Source organism: Hymenobacter saemangeumensis, assembly GCF_039541835.1.
Classification (GTDB): Bacteria; Bacteroidota; Bacteroidia; order Cytophagales; family Hymenobacteraceae; genus Hymenobacter; species Hymenobacter saemangeumensis.
The window spans coordinates 78151-100208 of record NZ_BAABGZ010000006.1; the positions used below are offsets into that span (position 1 = coordinate 78151).

The following is a 22058-nucleotide window of genomic DNA, read 5'->3' on the forward strand; positions in this document are numbered from 1 at the left end:
AACAAACCCGGCTTCAAAGCCGGGTTTGTTGTAGTCTGTTTATTCCTTTTTGGTTGCACCCCGGCCGCCTCTGGACCGCGCCTTGGGCTTGGCCGCGGCTGGCTCAGCAGCTGGAGCTGGCTCGGTCGGGGCGGCTGGCGCTGCTTTCGCCGGTTTTCGGCGCGCCTTGGGGGCGGGGGCTTCCACCGGAGCAGCTGGAGCCGCTGGTGCTTCGGCGGCGGGCGGTACTACCGGGGCCGCCACCTTGCCCTTGCCCCGCTTGGGAGCTGGCTTGGGTACCTCGGCTGCCGCGGCTTCTGCAGGGGGCAGCACAGGGGCCGGAGCGGGCTCCGCCGCCGGCTCCTGGTAGAGGGCCTTGCGCTTGGGGCCTTTGCCCTTGCCTTTGGCAGCGGCTGGTGCCGCTGGCTGCTCCAGAGCTTCCGCTACTGGCGTCACAGGCTCAGTTGTCGGACTATCCGTACCTGGCAGGGGCAGTGACTGGTCGGGAGCCGCGGCCTTACCCGATTTTTTGCTCCGGCTTTTCTTCGACGGAACCGGGCTTGCGGCCAGCTCCGCAGCCGCTTCAGGCTGCGGCAGCACCGGCAGCACGGGAGCGGTGGGCGTGGCCACTACCTCCGGCAGCTCGGGCAGCTCGGCCTGGCCCTGCAGGGGCAGCGGTGCCGGGGGCGCGTCCACTACCCGCGGTGCCCGACGGCTGCCGCGCTTAACGGGTGTCGACTTGGTAATGACAGAGGACTTCTTCCCTTTACGCTCTTCCGGACGGAGCGCGGGCGCTGGCTCGGGCAGGGGTTCCACCACCTGTTCCACGGGGGCAACTGCCGGAGTCTCGGGCAACACCACTGCTGGCGTGTTTTCCCCGGCCGTGGCCGGTTCGCTTAGCGGCGCTGCCGGGGTGGGCGTGGAGGCTGGCAGCGCGGGCGTAGTCGCGGTGTCGGCTGTGGCATTTTCGGTGAAGTCAGCCGGCAATTCCTGCCCAGCGGTGGCTTGGCCTTCGGCTTCCGCCGCCAGCCGGGCCGCGTGCTTGCGGGCGGTGCGCTTGGCCCCACCGCGGGAGCGGCGCTTTTTCTTCTTCCCCGGCTCCTGTGCCGGGGCGGGGTCCAGGGTAGCTGTGGCCGCTGTTTCGGAGCTAAGGCCCAGAACTTCCGTAGCGGAAGCATATTCCTCCGCCACATCCAGGTCTGCTTGCTCGTCCACAGGAGCAGGCATGGCTTCTGCCGGCTCGGGCACAGGGGCCGCTTCCTGGCGGGACGGCCGCTCGGGGCGCCGCTCGTCGCGGCCACGGCGGTCGCGCTCGGCCCGCTGCCGGCGGAACTCTTCCGGCGACAAACGCCCGGGGCGACTATCGGCCGGGGCCGGGCTGGCAGCCGGCTCAGCTCCCGCTGCTGCTTCGCCGTCTTCAGGGTTTCCAATGTCAATCCGTTCCTCGCCATCGTCCTCGGGCTCTGGTGCCGCCGGTGGGGGAGGGGGCAGTGGCAGCGCGGCAATGCGCTGCTCCAGGTTGTGCAGCTCGGCCTCTACGGGCACCTGCTGCCCCACCAGGCGCTGCAGGCGCTCGCGGGTGTTTTCCAGGAACTGCCGGTGCTCGGGCGCGCCTTCGTGCAGGGGGCGGTGGCCCAGCGACTGCCGGATAGCCGACCACTCCTTGCGGAAGCGGCCAAAATCCACGTCGAAGTAGGTACGGGCAAACTTGTCCCAGATATAGTCCTCGGCCACCTCCGAGGGGTGCAGCATGTCGGAAGCATAAAACCGGTAGTCGCGCAGGTCGTCCAGCAGCAGCTCATAGGCCGGGAAGTAGCTCACGCCGTCGAGCAGCTCACTTAGGTAATGGCAGGCCACACGCAGCACCGACTTGCTAACAGCATTCAGCTGCAGCGTATCTTTCACGTGCCGCACCGGGCTCACCGTCAGAATAATCTGAATGCCGGGGTTGATGCGCCGCAGGTAAGCATGGGTTTCCGCCAGGGCGTTGATGATTTCATCGGGCGTCAGCAGCTCCTTCACGAACAGGTCGGCGGGCATCTTGTGGCAGTTGCTCACCAGCTCGCCGGTTTCCCGCAGGCGGTAGGCCCAGGCCGTGCCCAGGGTCAGCACCACCAGGTCGGCGCTGCGCACGAAGTCGGCCGTGCGCTGCACCAGCTGCTGCACGGTCTGCAGCAGCTCTACCGGCGAGGCGGCGCCCAGGGTTCCATGCAGGTCGTAGCTCTGCCAGCGGCCGCGGGCTTCCACCACGTGCTGCTGCCAGTCGACGCTGTCGCCGGCGGCAGCACGCAGCAGCTGGGCCAGGGCCAGGGGCTGAAACACCGTCCCGAAGGGGTTAACCAGCGTTTCTACTTTATTCATCACCAGCCGCGCTCCCATGCTGTCGGCAAAGCAGGAGCCCAGGGTCAGCACCCGGGCTGTGCGGGAAAGTTGGCGCGAGGCCGGCGTAAGGGTAAGCTCAGTTCTAAACATCAGGGCAAAAATAGCCGCCAGAAAGGTGGCAACGCCAACTAAACAAAAAGCCCCGCCAGCAAGGCGGGGCTTTTCTATCAATTAGCTGAACAGAAACTACTCAGCTACCACGCGGAATTTCACCGAGTGCTTTACTTCTTTGTGCAGCAGAGCCGTGGCAGTGTAGTCGCCGGCAGCCGAGGGGTCCGAGTCAAACGACAGGCGCTTGCGGTCTACCTCAATGCCTTTGGACTTCAGGGCTTCAGCCAGCTGCAGCGTGGTTACGCGGCCAAAGATTTTGCCGCTCTCACCCACCTTAGCCGGGATTTCCAGTACCATGTCGCCAATCTGGTCGGCAATAGCCTGGGCATCACCTTTGATTTTATCGGCCTTGTGTGCGGCCTGGCGCACGTTCTCGGCTACGATTTTCTTGTTGGTCTTGTCGGCCAGCATAGCCAGGCCCTGGGGCAGCAGATAGTTGCGGCCATAGCCCGACTTCACCGTTACCTGGTCGTTCTTGAAACCAAGACCTTTAACGTCGTCTTTGAGGATTACTTCCATGTCTTTTTGAGAAGTGAGACATTAGACATAAGACATTAGAATCGTTCTACCGATTTCTAGCGTCACATGTCTCAGGTCTCAGGTCTAACTTATTTCAGGGCGTCGGTTACGTAGGGCATCAGGGCGAGGTGACGGGCCTTGGCTACGGCCTGAGTCACTTTGCGCTGGAACTTGAGGCTGGTGCCGGTCAGGCGACGGGGCAGCACGCGGCCTTGCTCGTTCACGAACTTCAGCAGGAAGTTCGGGTCTTTGTAATCCACGTACTTGATGCCGTTCTTCTTGAAGCGGCAGTACTTCTTGCGGTTGTCCACCGGCTTGTTCATTGCCGACCGGTCGTTGTTGTTCCGGTTGTTAGCGGGAGTTGCCATGTTCGTACTACGTTATTAGGCTACGGCTTCGGTTTCTTTGGCGGCCTTCTGCTGGTTCATCTCACCATTGCGGCGGCGCTGGTTGTAGGCCACGGCGTGCTTGTCGAGCACCGTGGTCAGGAAGCGGATAACCCGCTCGTCACGACGGAACGCGAGCTCCAGCGTGTCAACGAGGTTACCGGCAGCAGTGAACTCTACCACGAAGTAGTAGCCAGTGGTTTTCTTCTGAATCGGGTAGGCGAGCTTGCGCAGGCCCCAGGCTTCAGTGGACAAAATGTCGGCGCTATTTTCCTTAAGCACCTGGGTGAACTTCTCGACCGTCTCTTGCACCTGGCTCTCGTTCAGCACGGGAGTCAAAATGAAGACCGTCTCGTAATTTCTTACTTCCATTACGACGGGGTGAAAATTAGGGGGTGAAAAATTTGATTGGGGCGCAAAGGTACTGACTTTCGGGCAGATTGCCAAGCATTGCTCCGGATATCAGGTCAGAAGCGGGCGAGATGGTTCCCGTTTAGTTATTAGTAATGCCGAGCGAGCACTGCCGGCATTGCCAGGCGCCCCACACTTTATATAAAGGAGTCGCATCATACCTTATATAATATGACTGCGCCGGGAAGGCCAGGAGAGGTGTGGCTCCTGGCTGGTTCAAGCGGGGCTGTGCTCCAGGCCTGGCCGTAGCCAGTAAATTTTGGTAGCCTAAGGCTTGGCTCCCGAGAAGGTACCGGGACTGAGGACAATAGACCTGATACGCCTTCTTACCCCCCGCTAACGAAAGGGCCGGCAACGCCCGGCCTCCCCCAAAAATTGTACTCCAACTTTTGTCGCCCGCGAATCCTGACCTACATTTGTGGCCTTGAAATACCCCTGCGTTCCGTTTTCCCCGTCTGATTTGACTATGAGTAGCCCTCGATTTCGCGCACTACCTCATCTGTTACTGGCCCTGTTTCTGACGTTTGCCGGCACCTACCGGGCCTCAGCTCAAGGTGATGCCGCGACAGTAAGTAAGGCTGGTGTAACCCCCGGTGCCACCGATGGTGCCGCCGCCCCGGCCGCCGGTGGTGGAGACGCCGCCGCCATCTCCGCCGGCGATGCCCTCTTCAAAGGTAACTGCGCCCAGTGCCATGCAGTTAAGGACAAAGTAGTAGGCCCGGCCCTGGCTGGCATCAACAAGCGTCGCCCCATTTCCTGGCTGATTCCCTGGGTGAAAAACTCCAGCAAGATGGTAGCCAGCGGCGATGAGTACGCGGTGAAAATCTTCAACGAGTACAGCAAGCAGCAGATGCCCAGCTTCCAGTTGTCGGACGACGAAATCAAGTCGATTTTCGCCTGGGTAGCCGCCGAAGAAACCAAAGCCGCTCCGGTAGGAGACTCCCAGCAGAACCTTGCCAAAGGAGAAGGCGTGGGCCAGGACGCTGCCGGTGCCGGTGGCGCCGCCAAATACGTCGACATCCTCCTCATTGTACTGGTAGTAGTGCTGATTGTGCTCGTGGTAACCCTGGTTATCATCGGCAACCTGATGCGCGACGTGCTGCGCGGCCGCAAAGACCTCGACGGCCGCGACGTGGAAATCCTGGAGCAGCGCTTCAACTGGGCCGGGCTGTACCGCTCGCCCGTGCTGCGTGGCATCGTTGGCGTGCTCTTCACGCTGATTCTGCTCTACCAAGGCCTGCAGAGCGTAATGGCTGTGGGCCTGACCCAGGGCTACCAGCCCACCCAGCCCATTGCCTTCTCGCACAAGCTGCACGCCGGTGAGCACCAGATTAACTGCTCCTACTGCCACACTTCGGTGTACAAGAGCAAGAGCGCCAACATTCCTTCGGCTAACATCTGTATGAACTGCCACTCGCAGATTAAGACGGAGTCGCCCGAAATCAAGAAAATCTACCGCGCCATCGAGCGCAAGCAGCCCATTCAGTGGGTGCGCGTGCACAACCTGCCCGACCTGGCTTACTTCAACCACGCCCAGCACACGCAGGTGGGTGGCCTCGAGTGCCAGACCTGCCACGGCCCCATCCAGAACATGGAAGTGGTGTACCAGTACTCGGCCCTCACCATGGGCTGGTGCATCAACTGCCACCGCGAGACGCCCCTCAACACCAAGGACAACCACTACTACGACAACCTCGTGAAGCTGCACGACACCGCCAACAACGGTGCGCCCTTCACCGTGTCGTCGAACGGCGGTACCGAGTGCTCGAAGTGCCACTACTAGGGTTTAGGTATTAGAGATTTAGGGCTTAGTTCTGCTTTTGAATAAGGACAAGCCGGACTCCCTTTTTGACCTGCCTTCCCACAAGAAAATTCCGCCTACAAATACAGATTCTTTTCGGCTTAGCTAACCCTAATACCTAAGCCCCTAAGACCTAAGTCCCTAAAAATGAAATACTGGAAAGGAATTGAGGAGCTGGAGAACTCGCCGGAGTTCATGCAGTCGGCCTTCGCCGAGTTTATGCCGGTGAAAGAAGCCCACGCCAGCAGCGATGCGACGTCGGCTCCCCGACGCGACTTTCTCAAGCTGATGGGTTTCGGGGTGGCCGCGGCCACGCTGGCCTCCTGCGAATCTCCCGTTCGCAAAGCCATTCCGTACCTGAACAAGCCGGAAGAAGTAGACCCGGGCATTGCTAACTTCTACGCTTCCACTTATTTCAATGGCGCCGACTACAACGCGGTCCTGGTAAAGAACCGCGATGGCCGGCCGATTAAGCTGGAGGGCAACCCCGAGTCGCCCATCACCCGCGGTGGCCTCTCGGCCCGTGCCCAGGCCGCCGTGCTGAGCCTCTACGATGGTGGCCGCCTGCAGCACTTCACCATCCGCAAGGGCAACACCCACGAGAAGGCCACGAAAGAGCAGGTCGACCAGGAAATCCGCACCAAGCTGGCCAGTGCCGGCCGCATTGCCATCGTGTCGCCCACCATCATCAGCCCCAGCACCAAGCGCGCTATCGCTGACTTTACCGGTCGCTACCCCAGCACTACCCACGTCATGTACGACACGCAGTCGGTGACGGGCCTGCTGCAGGCCAACGGCGGCATGGTGCCGGGCTACGACTTCAGCAAGGCGAAAGTCATCGTGAGCCTCGGCGCCGACTTCCTCGGTACCTGGATTTCGCCGGTGGAGTACGCCAAGCAGTACATCACCAACCGCAAGGTGAGCAGCGACAACCGCACCATGTCGCGCCACTACCAGTTCGAAACCGCCATGACGCTGACCGGCTCCAACGCCGACGTGCGCGTGCCGGTGAAGCCCTCGGAGATGGGGGCCGTAGCGCTGGCCCTGTACAACGCCGTTACCGGCGGCGGCTCCGCGGGCTACAGCAACCCGCAGCTTACCAAGGCCGTGGCCGACCTGAACGCCAACCGCGGCGCCGCCCTCGTGGTGTCGGGCTCCAACGACCCGGCCGTGCAGGCCCTGGTTGCTGGCATCAACCAGGCTCTGGGCAGCGTGGGGACTACCATCAACCCGGCCGCGCCCAGCATGGTGCGCCAGGGCGATGATGCCCGCATGACGGCCCTTATTAACGACATGAACAGCGGCGCCATCGGTGCTGTCATCTTCTACAATGCCAACCCGGTGTTCAACCACCCCCAAGGGGACAAGGTAGCTGCCGGTATCCGCAAAGTTGGCCTGAGCATCTCGCTTAACGACCGCCTCGACGAAACGGCCAGCCTCTGCCAGTACGCCGCGCCCGACCACCACTGGCTGGAGTCGTGGAACGACTACGAGCCCAAGCGCGGCTTCCTCAGCCTGGCTCAGCCGGCTATCACGCCGCTGTTTGCCACCCGTCAGGCCCAGGAAAGCCTGCTCACCTGGGCCGGCAACACCACCACCTACTACAACTACCTGCGCAACAACTGGCGCGGTGTACTGAGCGGCGACTTCAACACAGCCTGGGATAAGGCCGTGCACGATGGGGTAGCCACCGGCACCGCCCTGGCACCGGCCCCGGCCATGCTGTCGCCCGCCGTAGCCGCTGCCGACGCTGCTTCGCGCCTGGGCTCCGCCCCCAAAGGCAATGGCGTGGAGGTGGTGTTCTACGAAAAAGTAGGCATCGGCGCTTCGGGCTGCGAGTCCAACAACCCCTTCCTGCAGGAGCTGCCCGACCCGGTGTCGAAGGCTACCTGGGGCAACTACCTGGCCGTACCCCGCAAGATGGCGGTGGACAACAAGTGGGAGCAGAACGACGTCATCAAGGTGTCGGCCAACGGCAAGAGCATTGAGCTGCCCGTACTGGTGCAGCCCGGCCAGGCCAACGGCACGGTCAGCATCGCCCTCGGCTACGGCCGCGAGCTGGCTGGCAAAGTAGGCGACAAGGTGGGCGCTAACGCCGCCCCGCTGATGCCTGTGGTAAATGGCATGACTTACACCGGCGTGGTAACGCTGGAGAAAACCGGCGGCAGCCAGCCCATCGCCCAGACACAGACCCACCACACCATCATGGACCGCAAGCCGGTGGTGCAGGAAAACACGCTGGCCAACTACATCAAAGACCCCAAGAAGGTAACCGAGTACGACCGGATTGCTACCCCGGATGGCCTGGAGAAGCCCGCCAAAGTATCGCTGTGGCAGGACTACCAGTACAACAACCACCACTGGGGCATGGCCATCGACCTCAACTCCTGCATTGGCTGCGGCTCGTGCGTGATTGGCTGCCAGACCGAGAACAACGTGGCCGTAGTAGGCAAGCAGGAGGTTATCAACCGCCGCGAGATGCACTGGATGCGCATCGACCGCTACTACTCTTCGGACCACCACAAGAACGAGTTCGAGACCGAAGGCAAGCTCGGCACCTACGCCAACATGGAAGACCCCTCGGACAACCCGCAGGTAATCTTCCAGCCCATGCTGTGCCAGCACTGCAACCACGCTCCCTGCGAAACGGTGTGCCCCGTACTGGCTACCACCCACAGCAGCGAAGGTCTCAACCAGATGACCTACAACCGTTGCGTGGGTACCCGCTACTGCGCCAACAACTGCCCCTACAAGGTGCGTCGCTTCAACTGGTTCTCGTACTACTCCAACGAGAAGTTTGAGAACGTAAACGGCCACATGTTCACCGACCTGGGCCGCATGGTGCTGAACCCCGACGTGACGGTGCGCGCCCGTGGGGTTATGGAAAAGTGCTCCTTCTGCGTGCAGCGCATTCAGCTGGCCAAGCTCGAAGCCAAGAAGCAGAAGCGCCGCCCGGTAGATGGCGAAGTGGTAACGGCCTGCGCGCAGAGCTGCCCCACCGAAGCCATTGTGTTCGGCGACATGCGCGACCCCAACAGCCGCCTGAGCAAGCTTCTCCGTCGCGAAGATGGGGAGCGGGCCTTCCACGCCCTGGATGCCATCAACGTGCAGCCCAACATTGCTTATCTGACCAAGATTCGCAACGCCCCGGAAACTCACTTCTTCGCCGAAGAAAACGCTTAATTAAGTCGGAAGACTAGGTTCCTAAGACCCTAAGACCCCCATACTATATGCAACATATCTCCGCCGTACGCGAGCCACTGGTTACCGGGGGCAAGACGTACCACGACGTGACCGAGGACATCTGCCGGCAGGTAGAGGCCAAGCCCAACCTGCGCTGGATGGCGGCCCTGGGCGTGGCCCTGTTCTTCCTGGGCATCTTTTTCTACTCCGTGTACCGCACCCTCTGGTACGGCATCGGCGAATGGGGCCTGAATAAAACCGTGGGCTGGGCCTGGGACATCACCAACTTCGTGTGGTGGGTAGGTATCGGCCACGCCGGTACGCTTATCTCGGCCGTACTGCTGCTCTTCCGCCAGAAGTGGCGGAGCTCCATCAACCGGGCGGCAGAAGCCATGACCATCTTCGCCGTTATCTGCGCCGCCATGTTCCCGGTGCTGCACATGGGCCGTCCCTGGCTGGCTTACTGGGTATTCCCCTTCCAGAATACGTTCGGCTCCCTGTGGGTTAACTTCAATTCGCCGCTGCTCTGGGACGTATTCGCCATCTCGACCTACTTCACCGTGTCGCTGGTGTTCTGGTACATTGGTCTGATTCCCGACTTCGCCACCATCCGCGACCGCGCCAAGGGCCCCATTGCCCGCGTGAGCTACTCGCTGCTGAGCTTCGGCTGGAAAGGCTCGGCCAAGGCCTGGTCGCGCTACGAAACCGTGTCGCTGATTCTGGCCGGTGTGTCGACCCCCCTGGTACTCTCGGTACACACCATTGTATCGATGGACTTTGCTACCTCGGTCGTGCCGGGCTGGCACACCACCATCTTCCCGCCCTACTTCGTGGCCGGTGCTATCTTCTCGGGCTTCGCCATGGTACTGACGCTGATGCTCATCACCCGCGTAGTATTTAAGCTGGAAGACTACATCACCCTGGAGCACATCGCCCTGATGAACAAAATCATGATGGTGACCGGCTCCATCGTAGGGGTAGCTTACATCACGGAGTTCTTCATCGCCTGGTACTCGCAGGTGGAGTTCGAGCAGTACGCCTTCATCAACCGTGCTACCGGTCCTTACTGGTGGGCTTACTGGTCGATGATGACCTGCAACGTAATTACGCCCCAGCTGGTGTGGATTCGCCGCGTGCGCTACAGCATTCCGCTGACGTTCGTGCTGTCCATTATCGTGAACATCGGTATGTGGTTCGAGCGCTTTGTAATCATTGTTACCTCGCTGCACCGCGACTACCTGCCCTCGAGCTGGGTAATGTTCTCGCCCACCATCATCGACATCGGCATCTATGTAGGTACGCTGGGCCTGTTTTTCACCCTGTTCCTGCTGTTCGCCAAGTTCTTCCCTGTCATCAACATGGCTGAGGTGAAGACCATTCTTAAGTACACCGGCGACAACGGCCCCACCTACACGGGCAACCACGGCCATGGTCATGGCCACGGTCACGCGCCCATTCACCCCGGCACTCCCGGTGTTCCTGCCTCGGCTCCCGTAAACTACGACAAGCATGACTAAGCGCTTTGCCCTCGGCATCTTCGATGACGAAGACGTGCTGCTGCACGCCATCGAAAACATTCGCGCCACCGGCGTGAAAATCTACGACGTATTCTCGCCCTACCCCGTGCACGGGATAGACGATGCCCTCGGCATCGAACGCTCGCGTCTGCCCATCGCCGCCTTCTTCTATGGCTGCTGCGGCCTGGCCTTCGCGCTGTGGATGCAGATTTACATGCTGGGCTTCGACTGGCCCCTCATTATCGGGGGTAAGCCGCACATCGCCCTGCCGGCCTTCGTGCCGGTGTCGTTCGAATTGACGGTGTTCTTCACCTGCCACGGCATGGCACTCACCTTCTTCATCATCACCAGCCTCTACCCCCGGTGGAAAACCCCGGTGATGGACGTGCGGGCCACCGATGACAAGTTCGTAGTGGCCATCGAGCTGGATGAAACCAGCTCGCAATTTCCCCGGCTGACGCAACTGCTGCGCGACAACGGCGCATCGGAAGTCAACCAAAAAGAAATGTCCAAAAACTAATGATGCATCCGCTGAACCTGAGCCTGCGCGTTTCAGCGCTGCTGTTATCCCTGGGATTGGCCTCGGCCTGCACCCACGATGGTAACGACCCCGGACTGGAATATGCTCCGGAAATGTACGAGTCCATTCCGTACGAAGCTTTGAAGCAAACCGGCTACAACCGCGTGAATGCCTTCGGCATCAACCAGCGGACGCCGGCCAACGCCACCATCCCCCGGGGCAAGCTCAACTACTACAACCACATTCCCAAGGATAGTGTAGGTACTGCGGAGCGCAAGCTGCGCAATCCTTTCGCCTACACCAAGGCCAACCTGGAAGAAGGCAAGGTGCTGTACACCCGCATCTGCTCCCACTGCCACGGTGAAGCCGGTGCCGGCGACGGGCCGGTAGGAGCGAAGTTCAAGGGTGTGCCGAACTACGCGGCTGGCGCCTACAAAACCATGAACGACGGCCATATCTACCACGTCATTCAGTGGGGTAAGGGCCGCATGATGCCGCACGGCTCCATTGTTAACCCGGAAGAGCGCTGGAAAATCGCCATGTACGTTCGCGTGCTGCAGCAGGGCGAAGGCCCCGATGGGCTGAGCAAGCTGGTGGCCCAGGGCACTGCCAACACCGCCGTCAGCACCAATGCTGACCCCTCTGAAATTACGGACCGCGCCAACCAGAAACCGGTTGGTCAGGCCCAGGCCGGCACGGGCTCCGCAACGCCCGGGCATGGCAATACCACCGCACCCAACGGCACCGCCACTCCTCAATAACGCACTATGGCAACTCTGACGCATCAAGAAAGCGCCACGGCTGAACACGTCGTCATTACGGATGGCGCCCGTAAAACCTTTATCACCATGATTGTGGCCGGCATCGTGGTGCTGGCCCTGGGCCTGGTGGCCGCCTTCATGGGCTGGGGCGAAGAGCACCACGCCGCAGCAGGCCATGCGGCCGCTGCCGGCCATGATGCCGGTGCAGGCGCATCAGCTCATCACCACGGCAGCCCCAACTGGCTGAAGCGGGTAATTGTAAGCCTCTGGCACAGCAACGTATTCTTCGTTGGTATCTCGGTGGTAGGCACCGTATGGATGGCTATTCAATATGTAGCCTATGCCGGCTGGTCGGTAATGGTGAAGCGCATTGCTGAGGCCTTTAGTGCCTGGCTGATTCCTGGCGCCATTATCATGGTAGTGGTGTTCGGCGTGAGCCTTCTCAACCACGACCTGTTCCACTGGACGATGCCGGGCATTATGGAGAAAGGCTCGGAAAACTACGACGCCATCATTGCCGGCAAGAGTGGCTTCCTGAACCTGCCTTTCTACGTTGCCCGCATGGTCATCTACCTGGGCATCTGGATTTATTTCTCCAAGCGTCTGCGCGACCTGTCCCTGGCTGAAGACCTCAACGGCGGCACGGCTTACTTCCACAAGAGCATCACCGTGGCCGCCATGTTCCTGGTGCTGTTCGCCGTGACTTCCTCAATGGCCGCCTGGGACTGGGTGATGTCGGTCGACACGCACTGGTTCAGCACCATGTTTGGCTGGTACGTATTCGCTTCGTGGTGGGTGTCGGGCATTGCCGGTATTACCCTCACCGCCATCTTCCTGCGCCAGAACGGCTACCTGCGCTTCCTCAACGAAGGCCACCTGCACGACCTGGGCAAGCTGATGTTCGGCTTCAGCATCTTCTGGACCTACGTATGGTTCGCCCAGTTCATGCTGATTTGGTACGCCAACCTGCCCGAAGAAGCCGTGTACTACAACCAGCGCCTCGGTGGCTGGGAAGGACGCTATACCTGGATGTTCTTCTTTAACATTTTCATCAACTTCGTGTTCCCCTTCCTGGGACTGATGACGCGCGATGCCAAGCGCCAGATGATTATCCTGAAAATTGTCTGCATTGCCATCATTGTAGGCCACTGGTCCGACTTCTATTTAATGCTCATGCCGGGCACTATGAAGGGCGATAATGGGTTTCTTATTGAGATTGGCATCTTCGCCATTTTCGCCGGCTCTTTCCTGCTGCTGATGACCCGCCGCCTGGCCAGTGCTCCCTTGGTTCCGCTCAAGCACCCCTTCCTGGACGAGAGCCTCCACCACAACACCTAAGATTTTAGTATGAAGTATTGAGTACCCGGGCCTTAGCTGCCCCTTCTCAATACTCATTACTTAGTACTTAATACTAAAAACTCAATGACTGCTCTTGCCATTTTACTGGTGTTGGTGCTACTGCTGGTCGTATTTGGCCTGCTGTTCCGCCTACAGATTCTGACTTCTATTTTCTCCGGGACGTTCACCCGCGACATCGGCATGAGCAACAGCGTGAATGCCGTGCTGTTCCTGGTGTTCCTGATTGGCGGCGGTCTGTGGTTTGCCTATTCGTTTGCGGAAAACTTCAACAAGATGAATCCGCCCATTGCATCGATTCACGGCCACGCCATGGAAACGATGTTCTGGACCACGATGGCTGTTATTGCAGTACCCTTCGTGCTCTGCCACGTCCTGCTGTTCTTCTACTCCTATAAGTATCAGCACAAGGAAGGCCGCCGCGCTTACTTCTTCGCCCACAACAACAAGATTGAAGTAATCTGGACCATCATCCCCGCCGTGGTAATGGCCTCGCTGATTTTCGCCGGCTGGAAGGCCTGGACCCGCATCACGGGCCCTGCTCCCAAAGAGTCGGTAGTAGTAGAGGTAATGGGCAAGCAGTTTAACTGGCTGGTGCGCTACCCCGGCCGCGACATGAAGCTGGGCGTGGTAAACTACCGCCTGATTGACGCCACCAACGAGTTTGGCTTCGACCTGAACGACAAGGCGGCCCAGGACGACTTCACTGCCGCTGAGATTCACGTACCCAAGGGCCACCCGGTGCTGCTGAAAATCCGCTCACGCGACGTGCTCCACGCCGTGTACTCGCCCCACTTCCGGGTGCAGATGTACGCCGTGCCCGGCATGCCTACCCGCTTCTGGTTTACGCCTACGATGACGACCGACGAGATGCGCGCCAAGCTGGGCAACCCGGGCTTCAACTATGAGGTAGCCTGCAACCAGATTTGCGGCCGTGGCCACTTCGCCATGAAGGTGAACATCGTGGTTGACGAGCCAGACGACTACGTAAACTGGTATGCCGCTCAGAAGTCGTTTGCTGAGCAAAACCCTGACATCATGGCGGCTTTCAAACAGAAAGCCAACTCTGTGGTTTCTCAGAGTGCCAAGCCGGCGGAAGTGGCAGAAGCTGCTCCGGCGCCCCTGGCCAGCATGTCCCACTAACGCATAATTAACGCTCTTTTTTTGTCAGATATGGCTGTAGATATTCATTCCGACGCGCAGGGTCAGGCGCAGGCGCAAGGTGGACGCGGCACGCTGGTGCCTTCCACCGAGCACGGCGACCACCTGCATCATGGAGAACACGAGCACGACCACGAGCACCACGACCAGCACTGGCTGTGGAAGTACGTGTTCAGCCAGGACCACAAGGTTATTGCCAAGCAGTTCCTGATTACGGGTATCTTCTGGGCAATTCTGGGGGGCACGCTCTCGAGCCTGTTCCGCCTGCAGCTGGGCTGGCCCGAAGCCACCCTGGAGTGGCTGACTCCCGTGCTGGGCAAGTGGATTAACGCCGGCAAGCTGGACCCCGAGTTCTACCTGGCGCTGGTAACCATGCACGGCACCATCATGGTGTTCTTCGTGCTCACGGCTGGTTTGAGCGGTACTTTCTCGAACTTCCTGATTCCGCTGCAGGTAGGCGCCCGCGACATGGCTTCGGGCTTTATGAACATGCTCTCGTACTGGTTCTTCTTCCTGTCGAGCGTGGTGATGTTCGTTTCCCTGTTCATTGAAACCGGTCCGGCCGCAGCCGGCTGGACGATTTACCCGCCGCTGAGCGCGCTGCCCCAGGCCATTGCCGGCTCGGGCATGGGCATGACCATGTGGCTGGTGTCGATGGCGCTGTTTATTGTGTCGCAGCTGCTCGGCGGTGTTAACTACGTTACTACGGTTATCAACCTGCGTACCCGCGGCATGAGCATGAGCAAGCTGCCCCTCACCATCTGGGCTTTCTTCCTCACGGCTATCCTGGGCATCCTGTCGTTCCCGGTGCTGTTCTCGGCGGCTCTGCTGCTGATTTTTGACCGTTCGTTTGGTACGTCCTTCTTCCTGTCGGATATCTACATCGCCGGTCAGGCGCTGAGCAACCAGGGCGGTTCGCCGGTTCTGTTCCAGCACCTATTCTGGTTCCTGGGCCACCCCGAGGTGTACATCGTAATCATGCCCGCCATGGGTATGGTGTCGGAGGTACTGGCCACCAACGCCCGTAAGCCCATCTTCGGCTACCGCGCCATGATTGGCTCGCTGATTGGCATCTCGCTGCTGTCGTTCGTCGTGTGGGCTCACCACATGTTCGTGACGGGCATGAACCCCTTCCTCGGCTCGGTGTTCATGTTCCTGACGCTGATTATCGCCGTACCCTCGGGGGTGAAGGTGTTCAACTGGCTGGCTACGCTCTGGCGCGGCAACATCCGCTTCACCTCGGCCATGCTCTTCGCCATCGGCTTCGTGTCGCTGTTTATCTCGGGCGGTCTGACGGGTATCATCCTGGGTAATGCTACCCTCGACATTCAGATGCACAACACCTACTTCGTGGTAGCTCACTTCCACCTGGTAATGGGCAGCTCGGCCTTCTTCGGCCTGTTTGCCGGTGTGTATCACTGGTTCCCCAAGATGTTTGGCCGCATGATGGACGAGAAGCTGGGCTATATCCACTTCTGGCTGACTTTCCTCGGCGTGTACTTGGTGTTTATGCCCATGCACTACGTAGGCATCGCCGGTTTCCCCCGTCGCTACTACGCCTGGACCGGCTTCGATGCCTTCTCGCAGTTTGCCGACATGAACAAGTTCATCTCCATCGCGGCAATTCTGGCGTTCTTCGGTCAGTTCATCTTCATCTTCAACTTCTTCTACAGCATCTTCCGCGGCCGTCGCGCTACCCAGAACCCCTGGAACTCGACTACCCTGGAGTGGACAGCGCCCATCATCCCCGGCCACGGCAACTGGCCCGGCGAGATTCCCGCCGTGTACCGCTGGCCCTACGACTACAGCAAGCCGGGCTCGGAGGCAGACTTCATCCCCCAGCACATTCCCTACTCGCAGACGCAGTCCTCGAACCTGCCCTACGAAAAGGAGCAGGACGACTAGCCAGTCGTTGACTTAGTCCCGAAGCGGGCCGCCTGACCGGCGGCCCGCTTTTGTTTTGCCCCTAGGGGCAGTCTCCGGTTTCTATTTAGTATCCCTATGCAAGACGCATCAATTCGCCGCTTCCGCTTTGTGGGCCTGCTGACAGTCGTGGCCGTGTACCTGCTTATTCTGGTAGGAGGCATTGTACGCAGCACCGGCTCCGGCATGGGCTGCCCCGATTGGCCCAAGTGCTTTGGCACCTGGGTGCCTCCCACGCACATCAGCCAGCTGCCGGCCAACTACAAGGAAATCTATACCGCGCAGCGCGTGACCAAAAACCAGAAGCTGGCCCGCACCTTACAGCGCCTGGGCTTTTCGCAGGTGGCCGGCGACATCTTCTCTCATCCTACGCAGTACATCGAAACCGACTTTAACCCGGTAAAAACCTGGATTGAGTACGTTAACCGGGTGCTGGGGGCACTCATTGGCATTTTCGTCTTTCTAACCCTACTCTTTGCGCTGCCCTTTAGGCGCGCAGACCCGGCCGTATTCTGGCTTTCAATGGGTAGCTTCCTGCTCACGGGGGTACAGGGCTGGCTGGGCTCGCTGGTGGTGTCGACCAACCTGCTGCCCATAATGGTGACCATACACATGGGGCTGGCCCTGGTGATTGTGGCCATGCTGCTTTATGCCGTCGACCGGGTCCGGCAGGGTAGGAGCGGGGCCTTGCATGATGGTAGCGCTGGCAAGTTGCAGGCCGGTAGCTTAAGCCATAGCACCGCTTCGCTGCAGCTGGCGCTATGGACGGTTCTGTTGCTTACGTTTGTGCAAATCGTGCTGGGCACGCAGGTGCGCGAGGAGGTTGATATGGTGTCGGCTGCGGCAGACTATGCGGGGCGTGAAACCTGGGTGGCTAAGCTGAGCGGAGCATTCAGCCTGCACCGCACGTTCTCGGCGTTGGTGCTGCTGGCCAACGTGTACGTGAGCTACGAAGTATGGCAGATAGGTGAAAAGCGTCTGCGGCGGCTGGTGGTGGCCATGCTGGCCCTTATTGGGCTGGAAATAGCCGCCGGCGTTATTCTAGCAGAGTTTGCCTTACCGGCCATTGTGCAGCCCGTACACCTGACGCTGGCCACGGTGCTGTTTGGCATTCAGTTTTTACTGCTGCTTGCCGTGCGTCAGGTAGGGAAGGCAGGGCAAATGATTGCGCCAAAGGGTGCTGCCCAACGGGTTGTTGCGTAACTTTGCGGCCCGATTGGCTGAGGCTGAAGGATTGTACTTTTTACCCGATTGATGAATAAGGCCCGCGCCTATTTTCAGCTGCTCAAGTTTCGGCTCTCGCTTACGGTGGCGTTTTCCAGCGCCATTGGCTACATGCTGGCGCCGCGCGACTTTGAGTGGACCAAGGTGCTGCTGGTGATGCTGGGCGGGCTGCTGGTGACGGGCTCAGCCAACATCATCAACCAGATTCACGAGCGGGAGCTGGACAAGCTCATGAACCGCACCGCCAAGCGCCCGCTGCCCTTGGGCATTCTCTCGACCAACGAAGCCTGGATTTTTTGCGTGCTCCTGGGCCTGGCCGGCTTAAGCCTGCTGGCAACCGTGTTCAATCCACTCACGGCGGCGCTGTCGCTGCTCTCCCTGATTCTGTACGGCTTTATCTACACGCCGCTGAAGACCATCTCGCCGGTGTGCGTGGCCGTAGGGGCCATTCCCGGGGGGCTGCCGCCGCTGATTGGCTGGGTGGCCGCCACCAACCACGTCGACCTGCAGGCCTGGGTGCTATTCGGCATTCAGTTTATGTGGCAGTTTCCGCACTTCTGGGCCATTGCCTGGGTTGCCGACGAGGACTACAAGCGGGCAGGGTTCAAGATGCTGCCTTCGCCCGGCAACCGCGACATGAGCACGGCCTTTCAGATAATGACTTACACGCTGCTGCTGATTCCCCTCAGCCTGCTGCCGCTGGAATTTGGCATTTCCGGGCGGGTATCGGCGCTGGTGGCTGTAGTATGCGGCGTACTCTTTTTGATGCTTACGCTGCAGCTGATGCGAACGCAGTCGCGCAAGGCGGCGCTTAGTATCATGTTCGCTTCTTTTTTGTATTTGCCCATCGTACAAATTGCGCTGGTTTTGGACAAAATATAGGGTAGCGGTGTTTACATAGCGGGGATAGAGCAAAGGAGTCCGGGCTTGGTGTTGCGCGCAACGCAGCGGCTTAAACCAGGAGTCTCAGGTGCCGGAAGCTGCTCTTTCAGCCACTTAATCCAACAATTTTTTCAGTATTATGAATACTTCGGAAGCATTAACCGGCAAGGAAATCGGACTCGGCTGGCACCCCAAGCGGGTGGTGCTGATTCTGCTGATATTCAGCATTGTGATGATGTTTGCTGCGTACACCAGCGCTTACATCGTGCGCCGTGACGAGGGCAACTGGCGGGAGTTTGAGCTGCCGGCTTCGCTGCTCATTAACTCCATCATCATTGCGCTTAGCAGCGCCACGATGCACTGGGCCTATCTATCCGCTAAAAAGGATGAAATCGGCCGCCTGAAGACGGCCCTGCTGGCAACCCTGGTGATTGGGGTAGCCTTCCTCATCGGTCAGTTTATCAGCTGGGGCGATTTGGTAGAGGGCCGCACCTTCTTTGGCGGGGCCGATGCCAATCCTTCCGGCTCCTTCGTATACGTGCTGATGGGTGTGCACGCATTTCACTTGATTACGGGCTTGATTTTCGTGGCGGTAGTGCTGGCGCGTGCCCTTAAGTATCAGGTGCATTCGCGGGCCATGCTCTCCATTGGCAACGCCTCTCTCTACTGGCACTTCCTGGGCGGCCTTTGGTTGTACCTGTATTTGTTCCTACTTTTGAACCACTAAAACGACCTTTTGCTGTCCGCTATGGCCCATACTGCCTCTACGCAGCCGATATCTGCGACCTCCACCCTCGACGCGCCGCGCACCGGTACCTGGGATGGTGGCAACGAACCCTTCAAAGCGAGCTATGGTAAGCTCATGATGTGGTTCTTCCTGCTTTCGGATGCTTTCACCTTTGCCGCCTTCCTGACCACCTACGGCCTTATCCGCCACAAGCACGAAGTATTTGCCGGTACCGGCAAGTTTGTATTCAGCACCCGCTGGTGGCCAGTGCCCGACAAGGTGTTCAACGCTTTCCCGGGCCTGCACGGCGTAGACCTGCCCCTGGCTTTCGTGGCCCTGATGACGATGATTCTCATCTTCAGCTCGGTGACTATGGTACTGGCGGTAGAAGCGGGCCACCGGATGGACAAAGCCGATGTGCAGAAATGGCTGCTTTGGACTATTCTGTTTGGCTCGACCTTCCTGGCCAGCCAGGCCTGGGAGTGGACCCACTTCATCGGCGGTACCGACGAAGGGCTGATGATGGCCGACGGCACGGTGTTCCATGGCGCCAACCTGGCCATGAACCAGTATGGGCCGGTGCTATTTGCCGACCTGTTCTTCTTTATCACGGGCTTCCACGGCACCCACGTGTTCTCGGGTGTGTGCTTGCTCATCTGGTGCTTTATCGCCACCACCAACGGCACCTTCCACAAGCGGGGCCACTACGAGATGGTGGAAAAGATTGGTCTCTACTGGCACTTTGTAGACTTGGTGTGGGTATTCGTATTCACCTTCTTCTACCTCGTTTAAAAAGAATTATGAGTTATGAATTATGAATTATGAAGCGGGCTTGCCCTCAGAACATAACTCATAACTCATAACTAATAACTCATAACTCCCCTCTAAAATGGCTTCTCACGCAACTAACAACCACGCCCACGTTGAGGGCGAAATTGCCAAGCCGAATACCGGCTGGATTTGGCGGACTTTCTGGGTACTGGTAGGTATTACTGCCGTTGAATTCGTGTTTGTGTTCTTCATGAACGCGGGTACCCTGCGCAATGCCATCTTCATTATCCTGACGATTTTCAAGGCATTCTTTATCGTGGCCGAGTTCATGCACTTGAAGCATGAAACCAAGGGCCTGATTTGGACCATTCTCATCCCCACTTCCCTGCTGATTTGGCTGCTCGTGGCCCTTATCACCGAAGGCTCCTTCATCGGCGAAGTGCTGCAAAACATGTTTAAATAGCGGATGCGGCCCCGCCACACTTTGCTGCTGGGCCTCCTGCTATTGGTGCCGGTACTGGCATTCCTCTTCCTGTACCGCTTCGGCTCCAACCGTTTCGCGCTGCCTACTTACCTGCCCGACCGCGTGGACTCCACCCAGGTCGACGGGAAGTGGCAGCGCGATACTGTTTTTCACCAGGTCGCTCCGTTTCGGCTGAAGGCCGCCACGGGCCGTGAGGTAAGCAGCACAGAGCTGGGGCAGGGCCTCTATGTAGTGCAGTTTTATGCCAACGACGAGGCCAGCGCCCAGGCCGCGCGGGAGCTGCTGCGGGTGCAGGAAAAGTTTCGGCGGGAACCCCGGCTGCGCATCGCAACCATCGTGCTGAACACGCAGGAGCAGGGCGAGGCAGCCTTGCCGCCCCTGGCGGAAAAGTACGGCACCATTGCCGGCAAGTGGTTTTTCCTAACCGGCCCGGCCGACACCCTGGCCCGCCTGGCTCAGCAGGAGTTCCGGCTGGCCGCCAACCCCAAGCGCATTGGCGGCACCGCGGCCTTTGCCGGAAACCTGCCGGGCGGCCGGCTGTTGTTGGTAGACCGTAACCGCCGGGTGCGTGGCATCTACGATGGAACGGATGGCCGAGAAATAGACCGGCTTCTCACTGAAATTACCGTGCAGCTTTACGATTATGAGCACCCCCACTGAAGAACTGCGGCCGCCTGTGCTGGCCCCTGCCGATTATACCCGCTACAAAATCATCATGGGCGTGCTCGGCGCGGTAGTGCCGCTGCTGGTGGCCGTGCTGTATTACTTCCCGGAGACCTTTCGTATTCCCGGCGCCGAGGTGAAGTTTCTGCCGGCGGTGAATGCCGTGCTGAACTCGCTGACGGCCGTATGCCTGCTGCTGGGCTACTACTTCATCCGGCAAAACCAGGTGCTGCGGCACCGCGCCATGATGGGCACGGCATTCGCCCTGGGCGGCTTGTTTCTGCTATCCTACGTTACCTACCACTCGCAGGTAGCCAGCACTCACTTCGGCGGGGTAGGAGCCGTACGCTACGTGTACTTCTTCCTGCTGCTGACCCACATCTGCCTGGCGGTGGTGACGGTAGGGCTGGTGCTGTTTACGCTGTATTTCGCCCTCACCGGGCAGTACACCAAGCACAAGGCTATTGCCCGCTGGACTTTCCCCATCTGGCTTTATGTATCCGTAACCGGCGTAATCGTGTACTTCATGATTTCGCCTTATTATACCTGATGCTAAACGGCGTCAGCTAAGAACTTTGCCCGCTTATTTGTGTTGAGTTTGTTATGAAAAAGTCAGCCTTTATTGCGATGCTGGGCATGCTGCTGGTGCTGGGCCTGAGCCTTGCGCCCCTGGCAGCCTCGGCCCAATGCGTGATGTGTAAGACGCAGGTGGAAGCTGCCCAGCAGGAAAGCGACGACTACGATGTGTCGGGCCTGAACAAGGGCATTCTGTACATGATGACGGTGCCATACATCCTGATGGGCGCCGTGGGCTACTTCTGGTACCGCCGCACCCACCCCAAGCCAGTTCGGGCGTAGCGGTGGAGCCGGTACGCTCCACTTCGCTCGCCCTGCTCAAGCTACGCTGCCCCCGCTGCCATACCGGGACTTTATTTAGCTACCCGGCCCGGAGCGTGGGGAAGTTCGCCGTAATGCCCACCGCCTGCCCGGTGTGCGCGCTGTACTACGAGCCGGAGCCCGGCTTCTATTATGGGGCGATGTACATCAGCTCCGGGTTTTCTACCCTGATAATGTTGTTGACCGGCATGGGGCTTAACTTCCTGGCCAACGACCCGCCGGCCTGGGTGTATGTGGCCTCGGTAGCTGCCGTGGTACTGCCCCTCGCGCCGCTGCTTTACCGCTATTCCCGGGCCCTGATGCTCTATGCCTTTGGCGGCACGCAGTTTGACCCCCGCTACCAGCGTAGCTAGTTGGGCTTAAATTCCAATGTAAGCCAGGAAGTGCCGCCAATTGGCGG

21 protein-coding genes are annotated in these 22058 nt (G+C 59.5%); 17 read left to right on the plus strand and 4 right to left on the minus strand.

What is annotated here, in order from left to right:
- Positions 1-39 precede the first annotated feature (39 nt).
- From ABD919_RS00820 to rpsF, 4 genes are all read right to left on the minus strand, one after another.
- Entirely contained in the window at positions 40-2451 is a 2412-nt protein-coding gene (locus ABD919_RS00820; protein ID WP_345232890.1) for a GSCFA domain-containing protein, read from the minus strand.
- Between the two features lie 96 nt (positions 2452-2547).
- On the minus strand, positions 2548-2991 hold the full coding sequence (gene rplI / locus ABD919_RS00825; protein ID WP_345232891.1) for a 50S ribosomal protein L9: 444 nt from the start codon (positions 2989-2991) through the stop codon (positions 2548-2550).
- An 89-nt stretch (positions 2992-3080) separates the two neighbouring features.
- Positions 3081-3314, minus strand: a complete 234-nt coding sequence (gene rpsR, locus ABD919_RS00830; RefSeq protein WP_345233092.1) for a 30S ribosomal protein S18 — start codon at positions 3312-3314, stop codon at positions 3081-3083.
- Positions 3315-3374: 60 nt separating this feature from the next.
- A complete protein-coding gene (rpsF, locus tag ABD919_RS00835) occupies positions 3375-3749 on the minus strand; it encodes a 30S ribosomal protein S6 (RefSeq protein WP_345232893.1) in 375 nt (124 codons plus the stop codon).
- A 505-nt stretch (positions 3750-4254) separates the two neighbouring features.
- Here rpsF and ABD919_RS00840 point away from each other — a divergent pair.
- From ABD919_RS00840 to ABD919_RS00920, 17 genes are all read left to right on the plus strand, one after another.
- A complete protein-coding gene (locus ABD919_RS00840; RefSeq protein WP_345232895.1) occupies positions 4255-5571 on the plus strand; it encodes a cytochrome c3 family protein in 1317 nt (438 codons plus the stop codon).
- A 165-nt stretch (positions 5572-5736) separates the two neighbouring features.
- On the plus strand, positions 5737-8772 hold the full coding sequence (locus ABD919_RS00845) for a TAT-variant-translocated molybdopterin oxidoreductase (protein WP_345232898.1): 3036 nt from the start codon (positions 5737-5739) through the stop codon (positions 8770-8772).
- Positions 8773-8819: 47 nt separating this feature from the next.
- Positions 8820-10289: an NrfD/PsrC family molybdoenzyme membrane anchor subunit gene (gene nrfD / locus ABD919_RS00850; protein ID WP_345232900.1), complete on the plus strand. Its 1470-nt coding sequence runs from the start codon at positions 8820-8822 to the stop codon at positions 10287-10289.
- A complete protein-coding gene (locus tag ABD919_RS00855) occupies positions 10282-10809 on the plus strand; it encodes a DUF3341 domain-containing protein (RefSeq protein WP_345232902.1) in 528 nt (175 codons plus the stop codon). The genes nrfD and ABD919_RS00855 overlap by 8 nt, the downstream gene beginning before the upstream one ends.
- Positions 10809-11570 carry a c-type cytochrome gene (locus tag ABD919_RS00860; protein ID WP_345232904.1) on the plus strand — a complete coding sequence of 254 codons (762 nt, stop codon included), beginning with the start codon at positions 10809-10811 and terminating at the stop codon, positions 11568-11570. Before ABD919_RS00855 ends, ABD919_RS00860 begins: the two co-directional genes overlap by 1 nt.
- A 6-nt stretch (positions 11571-11576) precedes the next feature.
- Positions 11577-12908 carry a quinol:cytochrome C oxidoreductase gene (locus tag ABD919_RS00865; RefSeq protein ID WP_345232906.1) on the plus strand — a complete coding sequence of 444 codons (1332 nt, stop codon included), beginning with the start codon at positions 11577-11579 and terminating at the stop codon, positions 12906-12908.
- 84 nt (positions 12909-12992) lie between these two features.
- On the plus strand, positions 12993-14069 hold the full coding sequence (locus ABD919_RS00870) for a cytochrome c oxidase subunit II (protein WP_345232908.1): 1077 nt from the start codon (positions 12993-12995) through the stop codon (positions 14067-14069).
- Between the two features lie 30 nt (positions 14070-14099).
- On the plus strand, positions 14100-15992 hold the full coding sequence (locus tag ABD919_RS00875; RefSeq protein WP_345232910.1) for a cytochrome c oxidase subunit I: 1893 nt from the start codon (positions 14100-14102) through the stop codon (positions 15990-15992).
- Between the two features lie 96 nt (positions 15993-16088).
- Positions 16089-17213, plus strand: coding sequence for a COX15/CtaA family protein (locus tag ABD919_RS00880; RefSeq protein WP_345232912.1), 1125 nt, complete (start codon positions 16089-16091; stop codon positions 17211-17213).
- A 51-nt stretch (positions 17214-17264) separates the two neighbouring features.
- Entirely contained in the window at positions 17265-18116 is an 852-nt protein-coding gene (gene cyoE / locus ABD919_RS00885) for a heme o synthase (protein ID WP_345232914.1), read from the plus strand.
- Between the two features lie 139 nt (positions 18117-18255).
- Complete coding sequence (locus ABD919_RS00890) at positions 18256-18843, plus strand: cytochrome c oxidase subunit 3 (RefSeq protein ID WP_345232916.1); 588 nt, start codon at positions 18256-18258, stop codon at positions 18841-18843.
- 21 nt (positions 18844-18864) lie between these two features.
- Entirely contained in the window at positions 18865-19635 is a 771-nt protein-coding gene (locus tag ABD919_RS00895) for a cytochrome c oxidase subunit 3 (RefSeq protein ID WP_345232918.1), read from the plus strand.
- A 97-nt stretch (positions 19636-19732) separates the two neighbouring features.
- The gene (locus tag ABD919_RS00900; RefSeq protein ID WP_345232920.1) at positions 19733-20077 is read left to right on the plus strand and encodes a cytochrome C oxidase subunit IV family protein; all 345 of its coding nucleotides are present in this window, start codon (positions 19733-19735) and stop codon (positions 20075-20077) included.
- A 3-nt stretch (positions 20078-20080) separates the two neighbouring features.
- Positions 20081-20758, plus strand: coding sequence for a hypothetical protein (locus ABD919_RS00905; RefSeq protein WP_345232922.1), 678 nt, complete (start codon positions 20081-20083; stop codon positions 20756-20758).
- Positions 20742-21311 carry a DUF420 domain-containing protein gene (locus ABD919_RS00910; RefSeq protein ID WP_345232924.1) on the plus strand — a complete coding sequence of 190 codons (570 nt, stop codon included), beginning with the start codon at positions 20742-20744 and terminating at the stop codon, positions 21309-21311. The genes ABD919_RS00905 and ABD919_RS00910 overlap by 17 nt, the downstream gene beginning before the upstream one ends.
- 53 nt (positions 21312-21364) lie before the next feature.
- Positions 21365-21619, plus strand: coding sequence for a hypothetical protein (locus tag ABD919_RS00915; protein ID WP_345232926.1), 255 nt, complete (start codon positions 21365-21367; stop codon positions 21617-21619).
- Positions 21620-21732: 113 nt separating this feature from the next.
- Positions 21733-22011: a DUF983 domain-containing protein gene (locus ABD919_RS00920; protein ID WP_345232928.1), complete on the plus strand. Its 279-nt coding sequence runs from the start codon at positions 21733-21735 to the stop codon at positions 22009-22011.
- Positions 22012-22058: the final 47 nt, after the last annotated feature.